17 protein-coding genes are annotated in these 17,995 nt (G+C 68.6%); 10 read left to right on the top strand and 7 right to left on the bottom strand.

What is annotated here, in order from left to right; all coding sequences use genetic code 11:
* Positions 1-252 precede the first annotated feature (252 nt).
* The 5 genes from ABD973_RS06615 to ABD973_RS06635 all read left to right on the top strand — a co-directional run bounded on the left by ABD973_RS06615 (position 253) and on the right by ABD973_RS06635 (position 5,570).
* Complete coding sequence (locus tag ABD973_RS06615) at positions 253-1,782, top strand: helix-turn-helix domain-containing protein (RefSeq protein ID WP_125599594.1); 1,530 nt, start codon at positions 253-255, stop codon at positions 1,780-1,782.
* A 1,316-nt stretch (positions 1,783-3,098) separates the two neighbouring features.
* Positions 3,099-3,473: an HNH endonuclease gene (locus ABD973_RS06620; protein ID WP_345499155.1), complete on the top strand. Its 375-nt coding sequence runs from the start codon at positions 3,099-3,101 to the stop codon at positions 3,471-3,473.
* A 193-nt stretch (positions 3,474-3,666) separates the two neighbouring features.
* On the top strand, positions 3,667-3,885 hold the full coding sequence (locus ABD973_RS06625) for a hypothetical protein (protein WP_345499157.1): 219 nt from the start codon (positions 3,667-3,669) through the stop codon (positions 3,883-3,885).
* 118 nt (positions 3,886-4,003) lie between these two features.
* The gene (locus ABD973_RS06630) at positions 4,004-4,420 is read left to right on the top strand and encodes a hypothetical protein (protein ID WP_345499159.1); all 417 of its coding nucleotides are present in this window, start codon (positions 4,004-4,006) and stop codon (positions 4,418-4,420) included.
* Between the two features lie 205 nt (positions 4,421-4,625).
* Positions 4,626-5,570: a restriction endonuclease gene (locus ABD973_RS06635; protein WP_345499161.1), complete on the top strand. Its 945-nt coding sequence runs from the start codon at positions 4,626-4,628 to the stop codon at positions 5,568-5,570.
* 1,106 nt (positions 5,571-6,676) lie between these two features.
* Here the strand turns inward: ABD973_RS06635 and ABD973_RS06640 are convergent.
* The gene (locus tag ABD973_RS06640; RefSeq protein WP_345499163.1) at positions 6,677-7,894 is read right to left on the bottom strand and encodes an adenylate kinase family protein; all 1,218 of its coding nucleotides are present in this window, start codon (positions 7,892-7,894) and stop codon (positions 6,677-6,679) included.
* Between the two features lie 227 nt (positions 7,895-8,121).
* Between ABD973_RS06640 and ABD973_RS06645 the strand changes: the two genes are divergently transcribed.
* The gene (locus ABD973_RS06645) at positions 8,122-8,355 is read left to right on the top strand and encodes a hypothetical protein (protein WP_345499165.1); all 234 of its coding nucleotides are present in this window, start codon (positions 8,122-8,124) and stop codon (positions 8,353-8,355) included.
* A gap of 56 nt (positions 8,356-8,411) precedes the next feature.
* Here ABD973_RS06645 and ABD973_RS06650 read toward each other — a convergent pair whose 3' ends face one another.
* The 3 genes from ABD973_RS06650 to ABD973_RS06660 form a co-directional block, all read right to left on the bottom strand.
* Positions 8,412-8,693 (bottom strand): hypothetical protein, encoded by a 282-nt coding sequence (locus tag ABD973_RS06650; RefSeq protein ID WP_345499167.1) that lies wholly within the window; start codon positions 8,691-8,693, stop codon positions 8,412-8,414.
* Positions 8,693-9,484, bottom strand: coding sequence for a hypothetical protein (locus ABD973_RS06655; protein WP_345499169.1), 792 nt, complete (start codon positions 9,482-9,484; stop codon positions 8,693-8,695). The genes ABD973_RS06650 and ABD973_RS06655 overlap by 1 nt, the downstream gene beginning before the upstream one ends.
* A gap of 293 nt (positions 9,485-9,777) precedes the next feature.
* The gene (locus tag ABD973_RS06660; protein WP_345499171.1) at positions 9,778-10,053 is read right to left on the bottom strand and encodes a hypothetical protein; all 276 of its coding nucleotides are present in this window, start codon (positions 10,051-10,053) and stop codon (positions 9,778-9,780) included.
* On the opposite strand from ABD973_RS06660, the gene ABD973_RS06665 reads away from it, so the two are divergent.
* Together ABD973_RS06665 and ABD973_RS06670 are read left to right on the top strand one after the other, a co-directional pair.
* Positions 10,052-10,321, top strand: coding sequence for a hypothetical protein (locus ABD973_RS06665; RefSeq protein WP_345499173.1), 270 nt, complete (start codon positions 10,052-10,054; stop codon positions 10,319-10,321). The two genes, ABD973_RS06660 and ABD973_RS06665, sit on opposite strands and share 2 nt — an antisense overlap.
* Before the next feature lie 51 nt (positions 10,322-10,372).
* Positions 10,373-11,020, top strand: a complete 648-nt coding sequence (locus ABD973_RS06670; RefSeq protein WP_345499175.1) for a tyrosine-type recombinase/integrase — start codon at positions 10,373-10,375, stop codon at positions 11,018-11,020.
* A gap of 97 nt (positions 11,021-11,117) precedes the next feature.
* Here the strand turns inward: ABD973_RS06670 and ABD973_RS06675 are convergent, their stop codons facing one another.
* Positions 11,118-12,023: a tyrosine-protein phosphatase gene (locus ABD973_RS06675; protein WP_345499177.1), complete on the bottom strand. Its 906-nt coding sequence runs from the start codon at positions 12,021-12,023 to the stop codon at positions 11,118-11,120.
* Positions 12,024-12,282: 259 nt separating this feature from the next.
* On the opposite strand from ABD973_RS06675, the gene ABD973_RS06680 reads away from it, so the two are divergent.
* Positions 12,283-13,671: a cytochrome P450 gene (locus tag ABD973_RS06680; protein WP_345499179.1), complete on the top strand. Its 1,389-nt coding sequence runs from the start codon at positions 12,283-12,285 to the stop codon at positions 13,669-13,671.
* A 12-nt stretch (positions 13,672-13,683) separates the two neighbouring features.
* On the opposite strand, the gene ABD973_RS06685 is transcribed toward ABD973_RS06680, so the two are convergent.
* Both ABD973_RS06685 and ABD973_RS06690 read right to left on the bottom strand, forming a co-directional pair.
* A complete protein-coding gene (locus ABD973_RS06685; protein ID WP_125822885.1) occupies positions 13,684-14,238 on the bottom strand; it encodes a hypothetical protein in 555 nt (184 codons plus the stop codon).
* A gap of 36 nt (positions 14,239-14,274) precedes the next feature.
* Positions 14,275-15,840, bottom strand: a complete 1,566-nt coding sequence (locus tag ABD973_RS06690) for an MFS transporter (protein ID WP_345499182.1) — start codon at positions 15,838-15,840, stop codon at positions 14,275-14,277.
* Between the two features lie 82 nt (positions 15,841-15,922).
* Between ABD973_RS06690 and ABD973_RS06695 the strand changes: the two genes are divergently transcribed.
* Positions 15,923-17,983, top strand: a complete 2,061-nt coding sequence (locus tag ABD973_RS06695) for a S9 family peptidase (protein ID WP_345499184.1) — start codon at positions 15,923-15,925, stop codon at positions 17,981-17,983.
* The last annotated feature ends 12 nt before the right edge of the window (positions 17,984-17,995 follow it).

A 17,995-nucleotide genomic window follows, 5' to 3' on the forward strand; every position in this document is an offset into this window, starting at 1 on the left:
GCCGCGCGCCGCCGGCGCCGCCACGCCCGGCTCCGCCACCCGACCGAAAAGCACGATCGGCGCGAGCAGGACAACAGGCAACCCATCCACATATGCCCGATACACCCGCACAAAGGGGAGTCACACAGAGGAGTTGGCGGAGTCGGCGCGGCGCAAGCCCTGTTGGGCCGTACGGGCAATCTGACGGGTCGATAACACCCGTCCGCCACGCCCCGGGCGATCCACATCTCATATCTGAGATACGGTGCACCCATGGCAGACGACTACCTCGTACGCATCGGCAAGCTCATCCGTGACGCCCGGCAGCACCGGGGCTGGACGCAGAGTCAGCTCGCGGACGCCCTCGGCACGAGCCAGAGCGCCGTGAACCGCATCGAGCGCGGCAATCAGAACATCAGCCTTGAGATGATCGCCCGAATCGGTGAAGCGCTCGACAGCGAGATCGTCTCCCTGGGCTACGCCGGCCCGATGCACCTGCGCGTCGTCGGCGGCCGCCGGCTGTCCGGTTCCATCGACGTCAAGACGAGCAAGAACGCGTGCGTGGCGCTGCTGTGCGCGTCCCTGCTCAACAAGGGCCGCACGGTCCTGCGCCGGGTCGCCCGCATCGAGGAGGTCTACCGCCTCCTGGAGGTCCTGAACTCCATCGGCGTCCGCACCCGCTGGATCAACGACGGCGTGGACCTGGAGATCGTCCCGCCGGCCCGCCTCGACATGGACGCCATCGACGCGGACGCGGCCGTCCGCACCCGCAGCATCATCATGTTCCTGGGCCCGCTGCTGCACCGCCTGGACCAGTTCCGCCTGCCGTACGCCGGCGGCTGCGACCTCGGCACCCGCACCATCGAGCCCCACATGATCGCCCTGCGCCGCTTCGGCCTGGACATCACCGCGACCGAGGGCATCTACCACGCGAAGGTCGAGGCGGGGGTCGCCCCCGACCGCCCCATCGTCCTGACCGAGCGCGGGGACACGGTCACCGAGAACGCCCTGCTGGCCGCGGCCCGCCACGACGGCGTCACCGTCATCCGCAACGCCTCCTCCAACTACATGGTCCAGGACCTCTGCTTCTTCCTGGAGGCGCTGGGCGTCAAGGTCGAGGGCATCGGCACGACCACCCTGACCGTGCACGGCGTCCCCGTCATCGACGCCGACGTGGACTACTCCCCCTCCGAGGACCCGGTCGAGGCGATGAGCCTCCTGGCCGCCGCCGTGGTGACCGAGTCCGAGCTCACCATCCGCCGCGTCCCGATCGAGTTCATGGAGATCGAGCTCGCGGTCCTGGAGGAGATGGGCCTCGACCACGACCGCTCCGCGGAGTACGTCGCCGACAACGGCCGCACCCGCCTGGTCGACCTCACGGTCCGCCCCTCCAAGCTCGAAGCCCCGATCGACAAGATCCACCCGATGCCGTTCCCCGGGCTGAACATCGACAACGTCCCGTTCTTCGCCGCCATCGCCGCGTCCGCGCAGGGCAAGACCCTGATCCACGACTGGGTGTACGACAACCGGGCCATCTACCTGACCGACCTCAACCGCCTCGGCGGCCGCCTCCAGCTCCTGGACCCCCACCGCGTCCTGGTCGAGGGCCCCACCCGCTGGCGCGCGGCCGAGATGATGTGCCCCCCGGCCCTCCGCCCGGCGGTGGTCGTCCTCCTGGCCATGATGGCGGCCGAGGGCACCTCGGTCCTGCGCAACGTCTACGTCATCAACCGCGGCTACGAGGAACTCGCCGAACGCCTCAACTCGGTGGGCGCGCAGATCGAGATCTTCCGCGACATCTAGAGAGTCGGACAGAAGGGGATCAATCGGGGCATAGTGTCAAGCCCCCGAAAGCAGGCCCCTGACCTGCGGAAATAGCTTCCGTCACCCGTCGACGCCTTCCATCGTTTTCCGTCGCCTTGTGCAAGAACTGTGCAACGCGATGCCGTTCGGCTGACGGTTCACCAGGTACGCAACCGCACAAACGAGGCTCCATCACTCTTCAGGTGATGGGGCCTCAGTGTTTTCATGCGCGTTCACCCTCTTCGGAGCGGCCGGCGGGGGCATCTCCATGCGCAGGAACAGGGGGGCCCGTGGGCAAGGGCATGATGGAGTCCTACTTCGACGAGGTCTCGAAGTCCACGGAGAGGACGGCTGCTGCGTCGGCTGCCTCACCGCCATAGCCCTGCCCATCATCCTGGTCGGCCTGATCGTCAAGGGCTGGGAAGATGCTCTCGGCTGGCTGTTCTAGCTTCCGCATCATCTTCTCGGCTCCGGCCGCGGTGCCGTAGTGCTTCTACTGGCGCAGGCAGCCTGAACGACTTCGTCGTTCCCGATTCCGGTCTCCGGGACGGCGCCGGCGAGGGCGGGCCCTGGAGCGCTGGCTGGGGCGCTGCTAGGCTCGATCGCGCTCCTCCAGTCACCTGGCGGACACTCGGCGCTCGTGGGGTCGAACCGGCTTGCCGGACTGCGGGCGCCTTCTTCATGCCAGGAGACCTGTGGGGGACACCTTGGGGAAGTTGACCGGCGCCCAGCAGTTGGACCGCCTTCTGAAGCAGCGGCAGAGCCTCCGCCAACGCGTCGTCTACAACCAGCAGATGCGAGAGCTGAGCAAGGTCAACTCCCTCTTGGACCGCATAGCCGCGCTTGACCAGCAGATTGCACGCGCCCGCCTGCTGCCCAAGGCGGAGGAACGGCTGGAGAAGCGGAAGCGCGCCTCGCAGTCGCGGCTCATCCCACCCCCCAAGCCCCCGGAACAACCGCGCAAGCCCCTCCCGCGGACCAGGAAGCTCCGGCCGACTGCTCAGCCACCGAAGATCGACTGGCCCATCCCTCTGACGCCCGCGACGCCGCGCAATGGCGGATCGTCATCAGGTGCTCTCGCTGCAAGTCCTAGTCCTGCTCCGCCGAAGCCCGAAGAAGCGACACCCGTACGGCTTCCACAGCAGCCTAGGGCTGACAAGCAACGGCCATGCTCTGTATGCGGGCAGCCCGTCCTTGCGGCGGGACGCACTCGCCATCAGAAATGTGAGCGCGCAACGTCCCGGGCAGACTTGTCCACCAGCAGGACAGCCGAAGACCCCATCCACAGATCCGCCGGCCGTGCGTACCGTGCTCTGGTGCGGAAGGTGGAGCAGGTCGAAGCCGCTACGTACGGTCGCCGCAAGGAGCGCGTCAGAAGGGAACCAGTCCGCCTTCCGGACGCGCGGCGCGCTGTGCTGATGCGCGCCCAGGGCCGCTGCGAGAACCCTGCATGCGGAGGTCAGCCAGCCGACGTCACCGACGACGGCCAGGCCATCCTGGAAGTCGACCACATCGAGCGGATCGCTGAAGGAGGCCGGGACCACCCGGTCCAGATGGTCGCCCTGTGCCCCAACTGTCACGCCATGAAGGATCGCGGCACGTCTCGGAAAGCGCTGCGTGCCCTCTTGCGCCAGGTCGCAAGCACCGAGCATGAACGTTGGAACGACGGGCCGATCGCGACCTCCGAGTGAGGCAGGACTGCTGCGTAGAGCGTGACGACCGGTATCGTCTCCGGCCGCGGTGTGGATGTACTTGTGCTGCGGGCAGCAGCTGACGAACCTCCGGTGCCCCCCGGAAATCAGCTCCAGCCCGGCCTCAGCGGGCGGCCCCTCCCCCGGTAGCGTGCCACTGGGCAGGCGCCCGTATGCCTCCAGGAGGGGATCCATGACCACGTCGCCGCACATCTTTACCCGGCCGGACACTGCCGAGGAGAAGCCGGTATGGGTGCTGGTGCGGGTGGGAGAGCACAGGCACCGCTTCCACACCGACCTCCAGTGCACGGCCCTTCACAGCAAGCTCAACACGAGCCCTGCGCTGGAGTTGATGACCGAGGTGGCGGCGCTCGGCCTGGGGCTCCCCCAGTGCGGCAAGTGCAGGCACTGACACAGCCAACATGCCCAGGAGCCCCTGAGCGGAATTCGGTCGGGGGCTTCCTTGCGCCCTCAGGGGTGCGGCCGGCGGTGCCTCCCGAGCGGGCCCCGGAGCCTCGAGGGTCGGCGCCATGGCCATAACTCTGTACCACTTCACGAAGCCCGAGCACTGGCCCGCGATCGACGCCTCCGGTGCCCTGGAGCCCCGCTGGGGCGCTGCGGGACGCGACGTTCCCAAGACCATCCACCTGAGCGACTCCCCGGACCGTGAGCTCCTTCTGTGGAGGTTTCAGACGGGCTACCCCATCTGCTTCCAAGTACAGATCCCGGATGTTGCCGCCCACGTCTGGCACTCCTGGGGGAAGAAGTACGCCCCGGTGAATGCCCACGAGTCCCTCGGTATCCCCGTGCGGCGCCCTGACGGGATGTACCTGTCCCGGCAGAACCAGGGCAGTGGCCACTGGCGTGTGGTGGAGCGCGACATCGTCCGGGCGGAGTGGGTAGAGATCGTTGACCTGGAGCACGACACCGTCTTGTGGAAGGCGTGAACGGGCCGCTGGCTTGGCTCCCCCGCCTGACCACCGTCACGACCACGGGCAGCCCCCCGCGGAACCTTCGACGGGGGCTATTTCCGTAGCGCCTGCTCGCTCGGCACTGGCCCACACGTCTCCCAGAGCTGATGTCGGTGCCGTGGCCTACGCTCCTCGCGGTGACGCCGCCCTGGGGAGGGACCTCTTGTACACCACAGAACCCGTGAGCTTCAGCAACGCGCCTGCGGTCAACAGCTTGCTTGGGCTGGAGGACACCCTCTACATGCTTCGATACAAGACGCGAGACGTCCTCAGTGGCTTATCGGAGTACGAGATGACCGCCTGGAACTGGCCTGCCGAGCTCAGCCCGGCTGCACGCCGTCGCGATCTCTCGCTGATCCGGGCAGTGCAGGGACAGGACTACCAGCTCCTGACCATCGTCGAGGACGTATGCCGGGGCCTGCGTCAGATACTCGCAAAAGACCCTCACTCCCGGCGTCGGCGTGACTGGGCGGTTCGGCTCGAACAGTGCCTCCTGGACCAGCGTCCCACCTGCCCTAGCTGGGACGGCATGGACATCAACCCCATCAAAGCGCGCCTGTTCGATCTGGAGATCGAGCACTCCATAGCCGTGCGCCAGCGATACGAGCAACTGGTCGACTACGCAACGAAGGTCATGGAACTCCTCGATGAGCTGCTCGCGGCCGGAATCTTCACAGAACCAGCGGGACTGTCGATCGACAAGATCGATAGTCTCCACCACTCCCGCTTCGAGAAGCTCATAGGCGATCTGATGGACCGCGACGGCTACCGGGTCGTACGTTCCGGCGGCGGAGCCGGTGACCAGGGCGCCGACGTCCTGACGATGGATGATCTCGGTCGGTACCTGATGGTGCAGTGCAAGCACTTCACCGACGGAACCGGTTTCGTGGGGCAGCCAGTCGCACAGCACCTTTTCGGCGGGGCGTACGCGATGCAGCCAGCAGCGCTGCCGGTCCTCGTGACCAACGGGAAGTTCACCGGCTCGGCGAAGGCATGGTCGCGAGAAAACCACCGCGTCTTTCTGATCGGCCGCGAAGGGCTTGCTCGGTGGAGCGAGGGTGGGGAGAGCATCGCCGCCGTCCTGCGGCCCCAGCAGCCCTCTGAGCCCTCAGAGTCCTCCATTTGAGTCCCCCTGCTGAGGTTCACCCCCCTCGGAAGGGTCGGCGCTCCAGTTCCCGCCTGGCTCAGACCCGTTCGCCGGGGCCTTCCACCGTATGGACGCCGGCCTGTGTGAACGAACGCCTGACGGCCGCGCAATCCAGACGTCATGATCGGGCGATGGACTACTTCACCCTCCCCCCGAAGGCATCCGGAGGCAACGTCGCGGCCACGGAGGCGGCACTGCGCAGGGCCTGGAACGCGTGCGCGACCGTGCGCTGTTCGAAGTGCGGCGCGGCGGCGTGGCAGTACTGCCGGAATCGGACCGGAGGCACTTTGTACGTGACCCGCTTTCACCGACCGCGACAGGACGCCGCAGGTGCGCCGGAGATTCTGCGTCCGGTGGGGATCAACGGGCTGAGCTGGGCGAGGGGCAAGGGCACTTTCGTGTGGGACGGCCGGCGCGTACCTGAGGTGCGGGTTCCCGGCGACGGTCCGACCACCGGGCCGTCGGCGTCGACTGACCACGGAACCTCCTGCCTCGGCTCGTGCTCCCTGGAGCCCCGGTAAGTGCTTCTACACGCTCCGAGGCCGCTCCAACATCTGATGTTATCCAGGAAGCCACGCCCTCTGGGCTCCCCACTTTCACCTAGAGGGATTCTGACACCCAAGAGGGAGGGGCGCTGACGGAGTCGCAGAGATACCGAGCCACATCAAACTCGTGTGCCTCTAGACGCCGCCTCGCCGTTTCCCGTTCCGCATCGGTGAACAGGACCTCGTACCACGGCAGGAGAACAAACGCCTCAACACTCACATCCAGTCTGCGGGCGCTCCACAGAGCCGTGAACCCGTCCGAGGCATCTCGCCCTCGCAGCAGGTACTTGGCTGTCTCGACTCCTCCAACCTCCGCCAGCATTTGCGTAAAACGGACTGGGTTGTATCCGATTTCACGCTTGAGGCGCTGAGCACCAGCCACCATTTCTCGATGGAACTGACGCTCCGCTGATGTATTCACATTGCTCCTCTGCTTACTCTGCTGGCTGATCAAATAGATCTCGAAGTCGCCGTCGGAAACGGTCGTTGACGGCAGCAACCGTTCCGCGATCCCGAAGACGGGCCCAGGCGCACACCAGCTCAACCAAAAAACGCTGCGAGTGCGTCAACCGCCCGCTCCGTCACTTCGTCAACGCTCCCGTAGCCGGAGACTTTCACAAGCTGTCCTCTCGCCCCGTACAACGCCGCCGTCGGCTCGGTGTAAGCCTCCCAGACAGCCCAGCGGTTCTTGACTACGTGCCGCGAATCGTCAGCGCGCGCAACGAGTTCCCCACCACAGACACGACACGCGTCGTAGCCCTGCGGAGGCGCGTAGAGGACATGGGCAACATGAGACGAATCTTTCGTGCAGATCCGTCGCCCAGAAATTCGCCTGACTGCCTCGTCCCGAGAAATGTCGAGATGAAGGGCGATGTCGATCTTATGGCCACGCTCACCAACTAGGGAGTCCAGCATTTGTGACTGTTCGACGGTCCGAGGAAGTCCATCCAAGAGAAATCCATCCGACACATCCCCCCGACTCAAGCGATTCCTCAGCATGTCCATGAACACGCCGTCATGGATCAGATCACCCTGATCCATGATCTGTTTCGCTAGCAGACCGGATGACGTTCCTTGCGAGATGTTCTCTCTCATCAAGTCGCCAATCTGAATCTTAGGAACGCCAAGAATCCTTTTGAGGTACATCCCTTGAGTGCCCTTCCCCGCACCAGGTGGCCCCAGAAGGATGATTCGCATAGATTCTCGCGTCATGAGCCGCGCAACAGCTGGCGAAATATCTCGTGCGGCGCTCTTCTTTGCCTCTTCAGCTGCACGAACTATTTCGCCAGCCTGCGCCCGCGCCGCTGCAAGCAGCGCCTCCGCCTCGACGCGAGCCTGAGCCACGATCTCTGCGGCCTCCCGCAGGACTACGCTGCGCGGGCCGTCAGACGGGGATTCGAAACCTTGCTGACCGTGGTTGGGCAAGGATCGTTCGGGGCGAACCCGATAACCGGTACCTCGACGTTGCAGTCGTCGTACTTGAGTCCACCGTTCCCGCCACGCCTCGCGAACCTGGGGATCACGGCCAGCTATCTGGCGCACAAGCTCCAACGTGAACTCCATCGATGGCAGACGCACACCGTTCATCGCCTCGGAGATAGCCGACGAGGAGCGTGATGTACGGCCAGCTGTCTGCGCCGCCTGGGAGAGCTGCTTGTAGGTCGGGGCGCCGTGGTCAATCCGCAGGTCTACCAAGGCGGCGGCGAACTCACGCAGCGCCCGTTCGTAACCCTCGTCCGGCCCCATCGGCGCAGACACGCCAGATCCCCCTGCACCCATCGCCCCACTGTAGAGAGTTGCTGACGAACTTCGCCGAAGTTCACTGAACTACGGCGAACTTCGGTGCACTTCGGGCCTCGTCGAGTGTGGTCGCCCCGCTATCTCCGCCTGCGGTCCGACGGCTCTCATGGGTACATCACGGGGTGGCCCCCGTGTCCCAGTCACGGATTGCCTGAACATCACAGGCTCAAGAAAGGGATTCCGTCATGCCCTCATGGCCCCGCATCACCTGCTCCGCCTGCCGCCGCTCCGTCGCCCTCAGCCCGGACACGCACCACCTCGCCCGGCACGACCCACCGGGGCCCCAGAACCGCCGCAACGGGCTGCCCCCGATCTCCTGCATCGCCTCGGGACGGCTCATCCCGGCGAACTCGGCCTTGCTGCTGCCGCTGTGGGTGGACGACGAGCCCGCAACCGATAAGAAGCTGGCGCTGTTCTGATCACGTCTCAGCCTTAGTCGGCCCCCGGCCTGGAGGGGGAGGCTCCCCCAAATCGGTCACCGGGGGTGCTCCTCGTCGCCGTCGTCCTGGTCGTCGCGCTCCTGCTCCTCGCGCAACACGTCTTCCGTCTCGTCCCACCACCCCGGCACCGCGGGCGTGCGCAGTGGCTGGATGACGATGCCGTAGCTGTCGACGATGGCTGTGTGCTCACGCTGGTTCACGTCGTCCTCCTGGTCGTCGTCAGGGTGGGGCCGCACTCCGAACGGGCCGGGCCGGCCGGGGCGTCGGGCCCCGAGGACGGTGGCGCCCTTGGAGCGGGTGCCGGGAATCGGGATCATCAGGCGGCGATGTAGAGCTGGGGCAGCTCGGCGAGGGTGGCGCGGAGGTCGCGGTAACGCTGGCGCCGGGCAAGCTCCGCACGGAAGTCCTGTTCGCGTCGTTCCAGCAGCTCCTCCAGCGTCCAGCCCGTGGCGGCGATCCTCCTGTCCAGGGCCGCCTTTCGATCTTCGTAGGCGGCCAGCGCCTTCTCGGCTTCCTCGCGGTACCACTCGCGCGAGTCCGTGAGACTGTGCTCGGTGCGCTTCGTCTCGGCGTATGCGGTGAGCGCGGCCAGGGCCTCGCTGGGGGCCTCCACGATGAGCATCGAGTCGTCCGCTTCCTGAATGGACCGCTTGTGGTCGGCCCAGCCCTTCTCCAACGGGTACTCTGCCTCTCCGCCGGCCGTGACGGCGTCGAGGTAGCTCTGGACCTCCACCGCCACCACGATGTCACCCGCGGGGCTGTACACCGCCTTCGCGTTCATGCCGTGCTCGTCGAACTCGGGCACCACGTCGACCTTCGCCCGGAAGGGGTCTTCGCCGCACTGCCAGATGAGATGCGTGTGCTCGGGGACCGTGATGGTCCGGCGTCCCTCCTTGCCCACGCCGGGCTCGCAGCGGTCGGGATGGTAGTTGACCCGGCCCCAGGGGACGCCGTTGAGGGTGCCGTCGTCGGAGATGAGGGGTCGCTCGGGGATCTGGAGGAAGAGGCTGAGGGTGACCTGCCGTCCGCTGATGGTGAGCGTCTGCACCTCGACCGAAGCGGTCAGGATGGTCGCGTTCTGGGCGGTGAGGCGCCTGTTCTGGGGCATCTTCGCAACTCCGTTCGCAGGACACGGATCAGCGCCGTGCCTCGGTTCGCCACCGACGCTAGGCCCCGCGATCTTTCCGACAAAAATGCCAGGATGGAGCGTCAGGGTGATTCTCGGAGCGCTCTCAATGGTCGCCAGCGAACCGCTGGTGGAGTTCATCCCGTTGGGCTCATCCGAGTAACTCGAACCGCAACTCCTGCACAACGGACAGTACTTACGCCAAGCATGAAGAGAGCCCCCATTGCAAGGGCTCTCTTCAGCAGTACGCGGACGTGGTGGTTACGGCTACCCGGTCAGAGCGTGATCCTCCGGCAGTTCTTCTCGACGAAGGCCGTGAGAGGGCGAGAGTAGCGGCCAGTCCACTCGGATTTCGTGAGCTGCGTGATGATCACCGTGGGGTGGCCGCTCTTGAAGCGCGCTTTGAGGAGACGGAGGAGGGTGTCGTCCGTCCACGCGCTGTACCGCTCCTCGCCGACCTCGTCCAGGATCAGGAAGTAGGACGACTTTGCCTCGCCGACGGATCGCAGGGCGGCGTGCAGTTCCGGGGACTCTGCATCGTTGATTTCCATGGCGACCTTCTGGGCTTCAAGTAGTCCACGAGGGCTCGTCTTCACCAACCTGTCGTCCGCCTTTGACCTCGCCGTGGACGACGAGCTGATCCGCAAGAACCCGTGCCTCTTGAAGTCGGTGCAGCAGGTGAAGCCCAAGCGCGGCAGCACCTCGCCCAAGGAGCTGGCGATCACGTGGGCGGACAGCGAGAAGATCCGCGCGGATCTACCGGACCGCTATGAGGCCCTGGTGGACGTCGGCCGCGGCCTCGGTATGCGCCAGGGCTAGGCGTTCGCGTTCGGACCGGACGACATCGACTGGGACCACGAGGACGGCCCCATGGTCCACATCCAGCACCAAGTCGCCCACAACGGCTACGTGCTGGTCCTGGACAACCCGAAGGGGGGCCCCGAGGACGACCCGAGGGACCGCTGGGTCGAGCTGGGTGAGGACGTCGCACACGCGCTCCGGGAGCACACCGCCAAGTACCCCCCGATCACGGTCACGCTCCCCCACCGCACCAGGGACGACGAGCCGGTGACGAAGCGGATCTACTTCTACGGAAGGGAACGAAAGCCGATCGCCGCCAACTGGTTCAACTCCCACGTCTGGAAGCCCGCCCTGGCCGCCGTCGGACGGATCAACCCTCTTGACCCGGAGAAGCCGGGCCGGCGGTGGGAGAAGTCCCGCGACAAGGGTATGCACGCCCTCCGGCACCTCTTCGCGTCGATGGCGCTGACGAACGGAGTCGACATTTACACCCTCGCGGACCGCCTCGGACACGCCGATCCGGCATTTACTCTCCGTAAGTACGTACACCGGGTCGCCGGGGCCGGTGCGAAGGTCCGTCAGGCGGTGCGCAGCATGTACGAGAAGGCGGCTTCATGTGCAGACAGGTCCGCTCGTGCAGCGATTGCGCAAGATGATCTTAAATGGGACACCTTTCCCCAGGTCAGACCGGATGTAGAGCAGTTCAGGGACATCTGAGCCGCCCCGGCGCAGCACGAAGGCCCCGCCCCCGGAACCCTCCGACAAGGCGGGGCCTTCCTCGTGCCAGGCCCCGGGCCCCTGCGCGGGATCCGGGTCAGGAGACGGTGCGTGTGCGGAGTTTGAGGAGGTCCGACGGGGTCAGGCCGAGGCCGTCGGTGAGGAAGGCGCCGAAGCTGCCGTAGTCGGCCACGGCCTGGTTGCGGAAGGCGGCGAGGTAGTCGCCGCGGACTTCCTGGAGCGGGATCAGCAGGTCCGGGTTCTGCATGTACCCGGCCGCCTTGACCTGGTCGCGCAGGGCCTTGTCCGACGCGGCGCGCAGGCTGTTGGAGAGGAGGTAGTCCTGCTCCGAGGTGGAGGCCGGGACGCCGACGGCGCGCAGGATCGTGTCCGCGAGGACGCCGGTGCGGTCCTTGCCCGCCGAGCAGTGGAACGCGATCGGCCTGGTGGAGCCGGCGACGTCCTTGATCGCGGCACCGAGCTGGGCCCGGTTGGCCGGGTTGGTGACGAAGCCCCTGTAGAGGGCGGTCATGCGCGCTTCCGCCGCGCCGTTGCCGAGCTGCGCCTGCTGGTAGACCGGGTCCTTGGAGCGGACCACACCGCCGATGAACGCGAAGAGGCTGGTGTCGTCGACCGGGTGGGCCACCGCGGTCACGCCGGCCGGGAGCTTGTCGGTGCCGTCGGCGGAGATCTCCGGGGTGGTGCGGAGGTCGACGACCTTGCCGAGGCCGAGCGCGCCGACGGCGTTGACGCCTTCGGGGGTGAGCTTGGAGAGGGTCTCGGTGCGGTAGACGGTGGCCCACTTGGTGGTCTTGCCGTCGTAGGTGGTGTAGCCGCCGAGGTCGCGGGCGTTGACCAGCCCGGGGACGGACAGGACGCGGCCGGGTGCGGTGGTGACGGACGCGGGGGCGGCGGGCGCGGCGTGGGCGGCCACGGGGGACAGCGCGGCGGCGAGGGCCAGGGCGACGGCGGACGCGCTGACGGCACGGTAGACGGATCTCACGCGAGTGGTCCTTCCTTGGGAGAGGCGGGGACGGTAGCGCGTGGATCCTCAGATCTGAAGATGTCGTCACGGTGATCAACTGACGAACAGTCAGCGGGATGTGGATGGCAATGCGTGCCAGGGTGGCTCATCACGTCGCATATCGGATTCCAGGCGCCGACGGCGGTATTCGGCCGGATGGCTTGTCAGGGGTCGATCCCGGGCGGGGCGGGCGGGCAGAATCGGCCTCGTCGGGCGGTGTTCAGAGGTGGGGGCGGCAATGGCTGACGGTGTGCGGGTTCCGGACTTGGAAGGGGTTCCGCTGCTCGGGTCGCTCCTCGACCTCAAGGCGGACTCCCTCGGGACCTACGAGCGGGCCAGGCAGCGGCACGGGGACGTCGTGCGGATCAGTGCCGGCCCGCCCGGGCTGCGCGCCGAGCTGTACTGCGTGTTCTCCGCGGAGGGCGCCCAGCGGGTGCTGGCCTCCGAGGCCGCGAACTTCCGCAAGGACAACGCCTTCTACCAGGAGGTCCGCGACTCCTTCGGCAACGGCCTGCTCACCAGCCAGGACGCCGACTACATGCGTCAGCGCCGGCTGGTCCAGCCGCTGTTCACCCGCAAGCGGGTGGACGGCTACGCCGGGGCCGTCGCCGCCGAGACGCGCAGTACCCTCGCCGCGTGGGCCGAGGCACAGGACGGGATCGTCGACGTCTGCGCCGAGATGATGCACCTGGCCCTGCGCGCCGTCTCCCGGATCCTCTTCGGTGCCGATGTCGACGCCACCGTGGACGTCGTGGACCGGTGTTTTCCGGTCATCACGGAGTACGTGCTGCGCCGGGGCTACTCCCCCGCCAACCTGCCGCGCGGCTGGCCGACCCCCGGCAACCGGCGGGCGGCCGCCGCGCTGGAGGAGCTGTACGCCGTCTGCGACAAGATCATCGACCAGCGGCTCGGGGCGGCCCCGTCCGGGCGGCCGCAGGGCGAGGAGGGCGAGGGGGGCGAGGACCTGCTCTCGCTGCTGGCCGGGGCGCGGGGCGAGGACGACGCCACCTTCGACCCCGCCGAACTCCGCGACCAGGTGCTCGTCTTCCTGCTCGCCGGACACGAGACGACCGCCACCTCGCTGGCCTTCGCCCTGCACCTGCTCGGCCGCCACCCCGAGGCGCAGGCCCGGGCCCGCGCGGAGGTGCGGAGCGTGCTGGGTGAACGGGTGCCCGAGGCCGGTGACCTGGAGCGCCTCCCGTACCTCACGCAGGTCCTCAAGGAGGCCATGCGGCTCTACCCCGCGGCTCCGGTCATCGGTCGCAAGGCGGTCGCCGCCACCGAGATCGAGGGCCACACCGTCCCGGCGGGGGCCGACGTGATCGTGGCCCCCTGGGTCACGCACCGCCACCCCCGGTACTGGCAGGACCCGGAGCGCTTCGACCCCGACCGCTTCGCGCCGGAGGCCGAGGCCGGCCGGCACCGGTACGCGTGGTTCCCGTTCGGCGGCGGCCCGCGCGCCTGCATCGGGCAGCACTTCTCGATGCTGGAGTCCGTGATCGCGCTGGCGATGCTGCTGCGGGCGTACGAGTTCGAGGCCCTGGACAGCGAGGTGCCGGTGAGCGCCGGGATCACCCTGCGGGCGGAGGGGCCGGCGCGCTGCCGGATCCGCCGCCCGCAGAGCTAGGTCGGTCCCGCGTCAGCGGTAGTCGTCGGGGTGGTCCTGCATCCAGGTGTTGATCTCGTCCCGGGTGCCGGTGAGCGTGTTCTGGTGCTTCTTCAGGTTCTCGAAGGTGCGGTCGCCGCCGAGTTCCTTGTCGAGCTTGACGATGAGGGCGATGGGCTCGGGGAAGTGGCCGGGGCCCTTCGGGTCGGCCTTCATCGCACGGTCCAGGCGGTGGAGTTCGTCGTACACCCGGCCGAGGAAGTAGGCGCAGTTGCCCGGGGTGCAGGAGTCGTTCAGGGTCGCCTGGAGTCCGGCGAAGGCGTCCCGGACGAGCTCGGGCGGGGTGGACGACAGGGAGCTCGCCGTGGGCCGCGCGGTCGGTGTCGCGGCCGGTGCGGGGGTTCCCGTGCCGGCCGGGGAGGCGGCGGGGGCCTGCGGGGAGGAGCCGGGCGAGGAGGCCGCGGCAGGTGACGAGGCCGACGGGGCCTTGGCCTTCGGCTCGGCGCCGTTCCCGCAGGAGACGGTGAGCGCCGCCAGGGTGACGGTCAGGGCTGCCGCGGCGGCGCCGCGCAGGGTGGATCGGAACATCGGATTTTCCCCCCGGTTTTCGATGATCGACAGAGCCTACCCGCCCCGCTCGCCCGGAACGGCCGCCGGGGCGTGGTTGCCCTGGAGCCGTTCCAGGTCGGAGGTCCGGACCTGGATCGCGAAGACCGCGATGGCCGCGCCGACGAGGGTGAAGAGCGAGGCCGCCACGAAGGCCGCGCTGACTCCGGAGGTCAGGACCTGGTCGGCCCAGGGCTTGGGGAGCTGTCCGGTGCGGGCGAAGAGGGCCTTCTGTTCGGGGCTCGCCGAGCCGAGGAAGGCCGGCACCTGTTCCTTGGCCTCGTTGCGGCTGGCCGTGCCGAAGACGGTGACCAGGATGGACAGTCCGAGCGATCCGCCGATCTGCTGCATGGTGTTGAGCAGTCCGGAGGCGGCGCCGGACTCCCGGTCGGGGACGTTGGACAGGGCCATCAGGGTCAGCGAGACGAACTGGAGTCCCATGCCGGTGGCGAAGACCAGGAGCGGGCCGAGGATGCTGCCCGCGTAGGTGGAGTGGACGTCGGTGCGGGTCATCCAGCCCAGTCCGACGGCGCAGCACAGCGCGCCGACGACCATGAAGGGCTTGGGCCCGTACTTCGGCAGCAGTTGGGAGGCGGTCCCGGCGGCGAGCGCGACCATCACGCTGACCGGCAGGAAGGCGAGTCCGGCGCGCAGCGGGCTGAAGCCGAGGACGTTCTGCACGAACAGGGTCAGGAAGAAGAACATGCCGAAGATCGCGCAGGCGAGGAAGAGCATGATCCCGTAGGTGCCGGCGCGGTTGCGGTCGGCGAACATGTACAGCGGTGTGATCGGCTGCGGCGAGCGCCTCTCGTTGAGGACGAACAGGACCAGCAGGACCAGGGCGGCGCCGAAGGAGGCGAGGGTGATCCCGTCGCGCCAGCCCTCCTGGGAGGCGCGGATGAAGCCGTACACCAGGGAGACCATGCCGCAGGTGCCCAGCAGCGCGCCGATCAGGTCGAAGTGTCCGGGGTGGCGTTCGGACTCGCGCAGGACGCGGGAGGCCAGTACGGCGATCAGCAGGGCGATCGGGACGTTGACGAAGAACACCCAGCGCCAGTTGAGCCATTCGACCAGCACCCCGCCCGCGATGAGCCCGATCGCACCGCCGCCGGCGGAGACGCCGGCGAACACGCCGAAGGCCCGGTTGCGGGCCGGGCCTTCACGGAAGGTGGTGGTGATCAGTGCGAGCGCGGTCGGGGAGGCGATGGCTCCGCCGACGCCCTGGAGGGCCCGGGCGGCCATCAGCTGGCCCTCGTTCTGGGCGAGTCCGCCGAGCAGGGAGGCCAGGCCGAAGAGCAGGACGCCGAAGATGAAGACGCGTTTGCGGCCGAGGATGTCGCCGGTGCGGCCGCCCAGCAGGAGCAGTCCGCCGAAGGTCAGCGTGTAGGCGTTGACGACCCAGGACAGACTCTCGGTGGAGAAGTCGAGCGCGGTCTGGATGTGTGGTAGCGCGATGTTCACGATGGTGATGTCGAGCACGACCATGAGCTGGCAGGAGGCAATCACGAACAGGGCCAGCCCGTTTCCGCTCCCGCGGACCTTGCCGTCGGTCCCGTTGTCGTTCGGCAGTGCGTTCGGGTCCACTAGTCGACGCTAAGCCCGTGGACCAGGGGCCACCACTCGAATGGTCTATGCTATGTGATATTGCACATGCCACAATGCGATCATGGATGCATTCCTCAGGCTCTCCGCCGACACGGCCCGGTTCACCCACGGCTCGCCCAGGGCCTTCTCGTTCGGCGACGACGGTCGCCTCCTCTGGTTCCTGCGCTCCACGGGCCCCACCGACGCCCTCGACGGCCTCTGGGTCCTCGACACCGCCACCGGCACCGAAACCCGGCTCGCCGACCCGCGCGAACTCTCCCCCGCGCCCGGTGAACTCCCCCTCGCCGAGCGCCGCCTGCGCGAACGCACCCGCCTCGTCGCCGCCGGCATCGGCTCCTACGCCCTCTCCGGCGACGGCCGCCGCGCCGTCTTCCCCCTCCACGGCAGGCTGTACGCGGTCACCTGCGACGGCACCGCCGCGCCGGAGCCGCTCCCGGCCGCCGGCCCCGCCCTGGACCCGCGCCCCAACGCCGACGGCTCGCGCACCGCGTACGTCGCAGACGACGCCCTCCACGTCCACCCCGGCGGCCGGATCAGCCCCGCCGACGGGGCCCGCTGGGGCCTGGCCGAGTTCGCCGCCGCCGAGGAACTGGGCCGCACCCGTGGCCACTGGTGGTCCCCCGACGGGGTCACCCTGCTCGCCGCCCGCGTCGACGAGAGCGCCCTCCAGCGCCGCCACTTCGCCGACCCGGCGCACCCGGAGCTGCCGGCCGAGGACTTCGCGTACCCCGAGGCGGGCGGCCCCAACGCCGACGTGCAGCTGTGGGTGCTCGGCCCCGACGGCGGCCGGGTCCGGCTCGACTGGGACGCCGGGGCCTTCCCCTACGTCTGCGACGCGGGCTGGGAGTCCGCGACCGAGATCCTGCTGACCGTGCAGGACCGGCTCCAGCGCAACGTGCTCCTGCTCGCCGCCGACCCGGCCACCGGCCGCACCACCGAGCTGTCCCGCACCACCCACCCGCAGTGGGTCGACCCCCTCCTGCCCGGCACCCCGGCGCGGCTGCCCGACGGGCGGACGCTCACCGCCGCCGACACTCCCGCGGGCACCGCACGCGGCCTCGCCCTCGACGGGAAGCCCCTCACCGGCGAGGGGATCCAGGTCCGCGCGGTCGCCGGCCTCCACGAGGGCCGGCTGCTGATCGAGGCCGGACTGCGCGACCCCGCCGAACAGCAGGTGCTGCTGCTGGACCCCGACACCGGCGAGCTGACCCCGCTCGCCGACGGGCCCGGCGTGCACGGCGTCTCCGCCTCCGCCGGGACCCTGCTGCTGACCAGCGCCGACACCGACGGCATCCGGCGTACCGTACGCACCCCCGACGGGCGCGAGTTCACGCCCGCCGACCTGTCCGCCCCGCTGCCGTACCGGGTGCGGCCGGTCCTGGAACGGGTCACCGAACTCGGGCTCCCGACCGCCCTCGTGCTGCCGCGCGGCCACGTCCCGGGCCGGAGGCTGCCCGTGCTGATGGACTCCTACGGCGGCCCCGGCTTCCAGGACGTCTCCGCCGAACCGCGCCGCTGGCAGGCCCGGCAGTGGTGGGCCGACCAGGGCTTCGCCGTGGTCACCGTCGACAACCGGGGCACCCCGTACGTCTCCCCCGCCCACACCCACGCCGTGTACCGGGGCTTCTCGGACGTCACCCTGGAGGACCAGGTCGCCGCGCTGCGAGCGCTCGGCGAACGCCACCGCGACCTCGACCTCGGCCGGGTCGGCGTCCGCGGCTGGTCCTACGGCGGCTACCTGGCGGCGATGGCGGTGCTGCGCCGGCCCGACGTCTTCCACGCGGCGGCCGCCGGGGCCGCACCGACCGACTTCCGGCACTACGACACCGCCTACACCGAGCGCTACCTCGGCCTTCCGCAGGAACACCCCGAGGTCTACGAGCGGGACTCGCTGATCCCCGACGCGCCGCGGCTGTCCCGGCCCCTGCTGCTTGTCACGGGCCTGGCCGACGACAACGTACACCCCTCCCACACCCTGCGCCTGTCGCAGGCCCTCACCGACGCGGGCCGCCCGCACCAGCTGCTCGCGCTGCCCGGCGTCACGCACATGACCCCGGGCGGGACACGGGAGAAGATCATGGCGCTGGAGCTGGAGTTCTTCCGCCGCGAACTGTCCCTCTGAGCCCCGCGCACC

The sequence above is a fragment of the Streptomyces racemochromogenes genome, assembly GCF_039535215.1.
GTDB lineage: Bacteria > Actinomycetota > Actinomycetes > Streptomycetales > Streptomycetaceae > Streptomyces > Streptomyces racemochromogenes.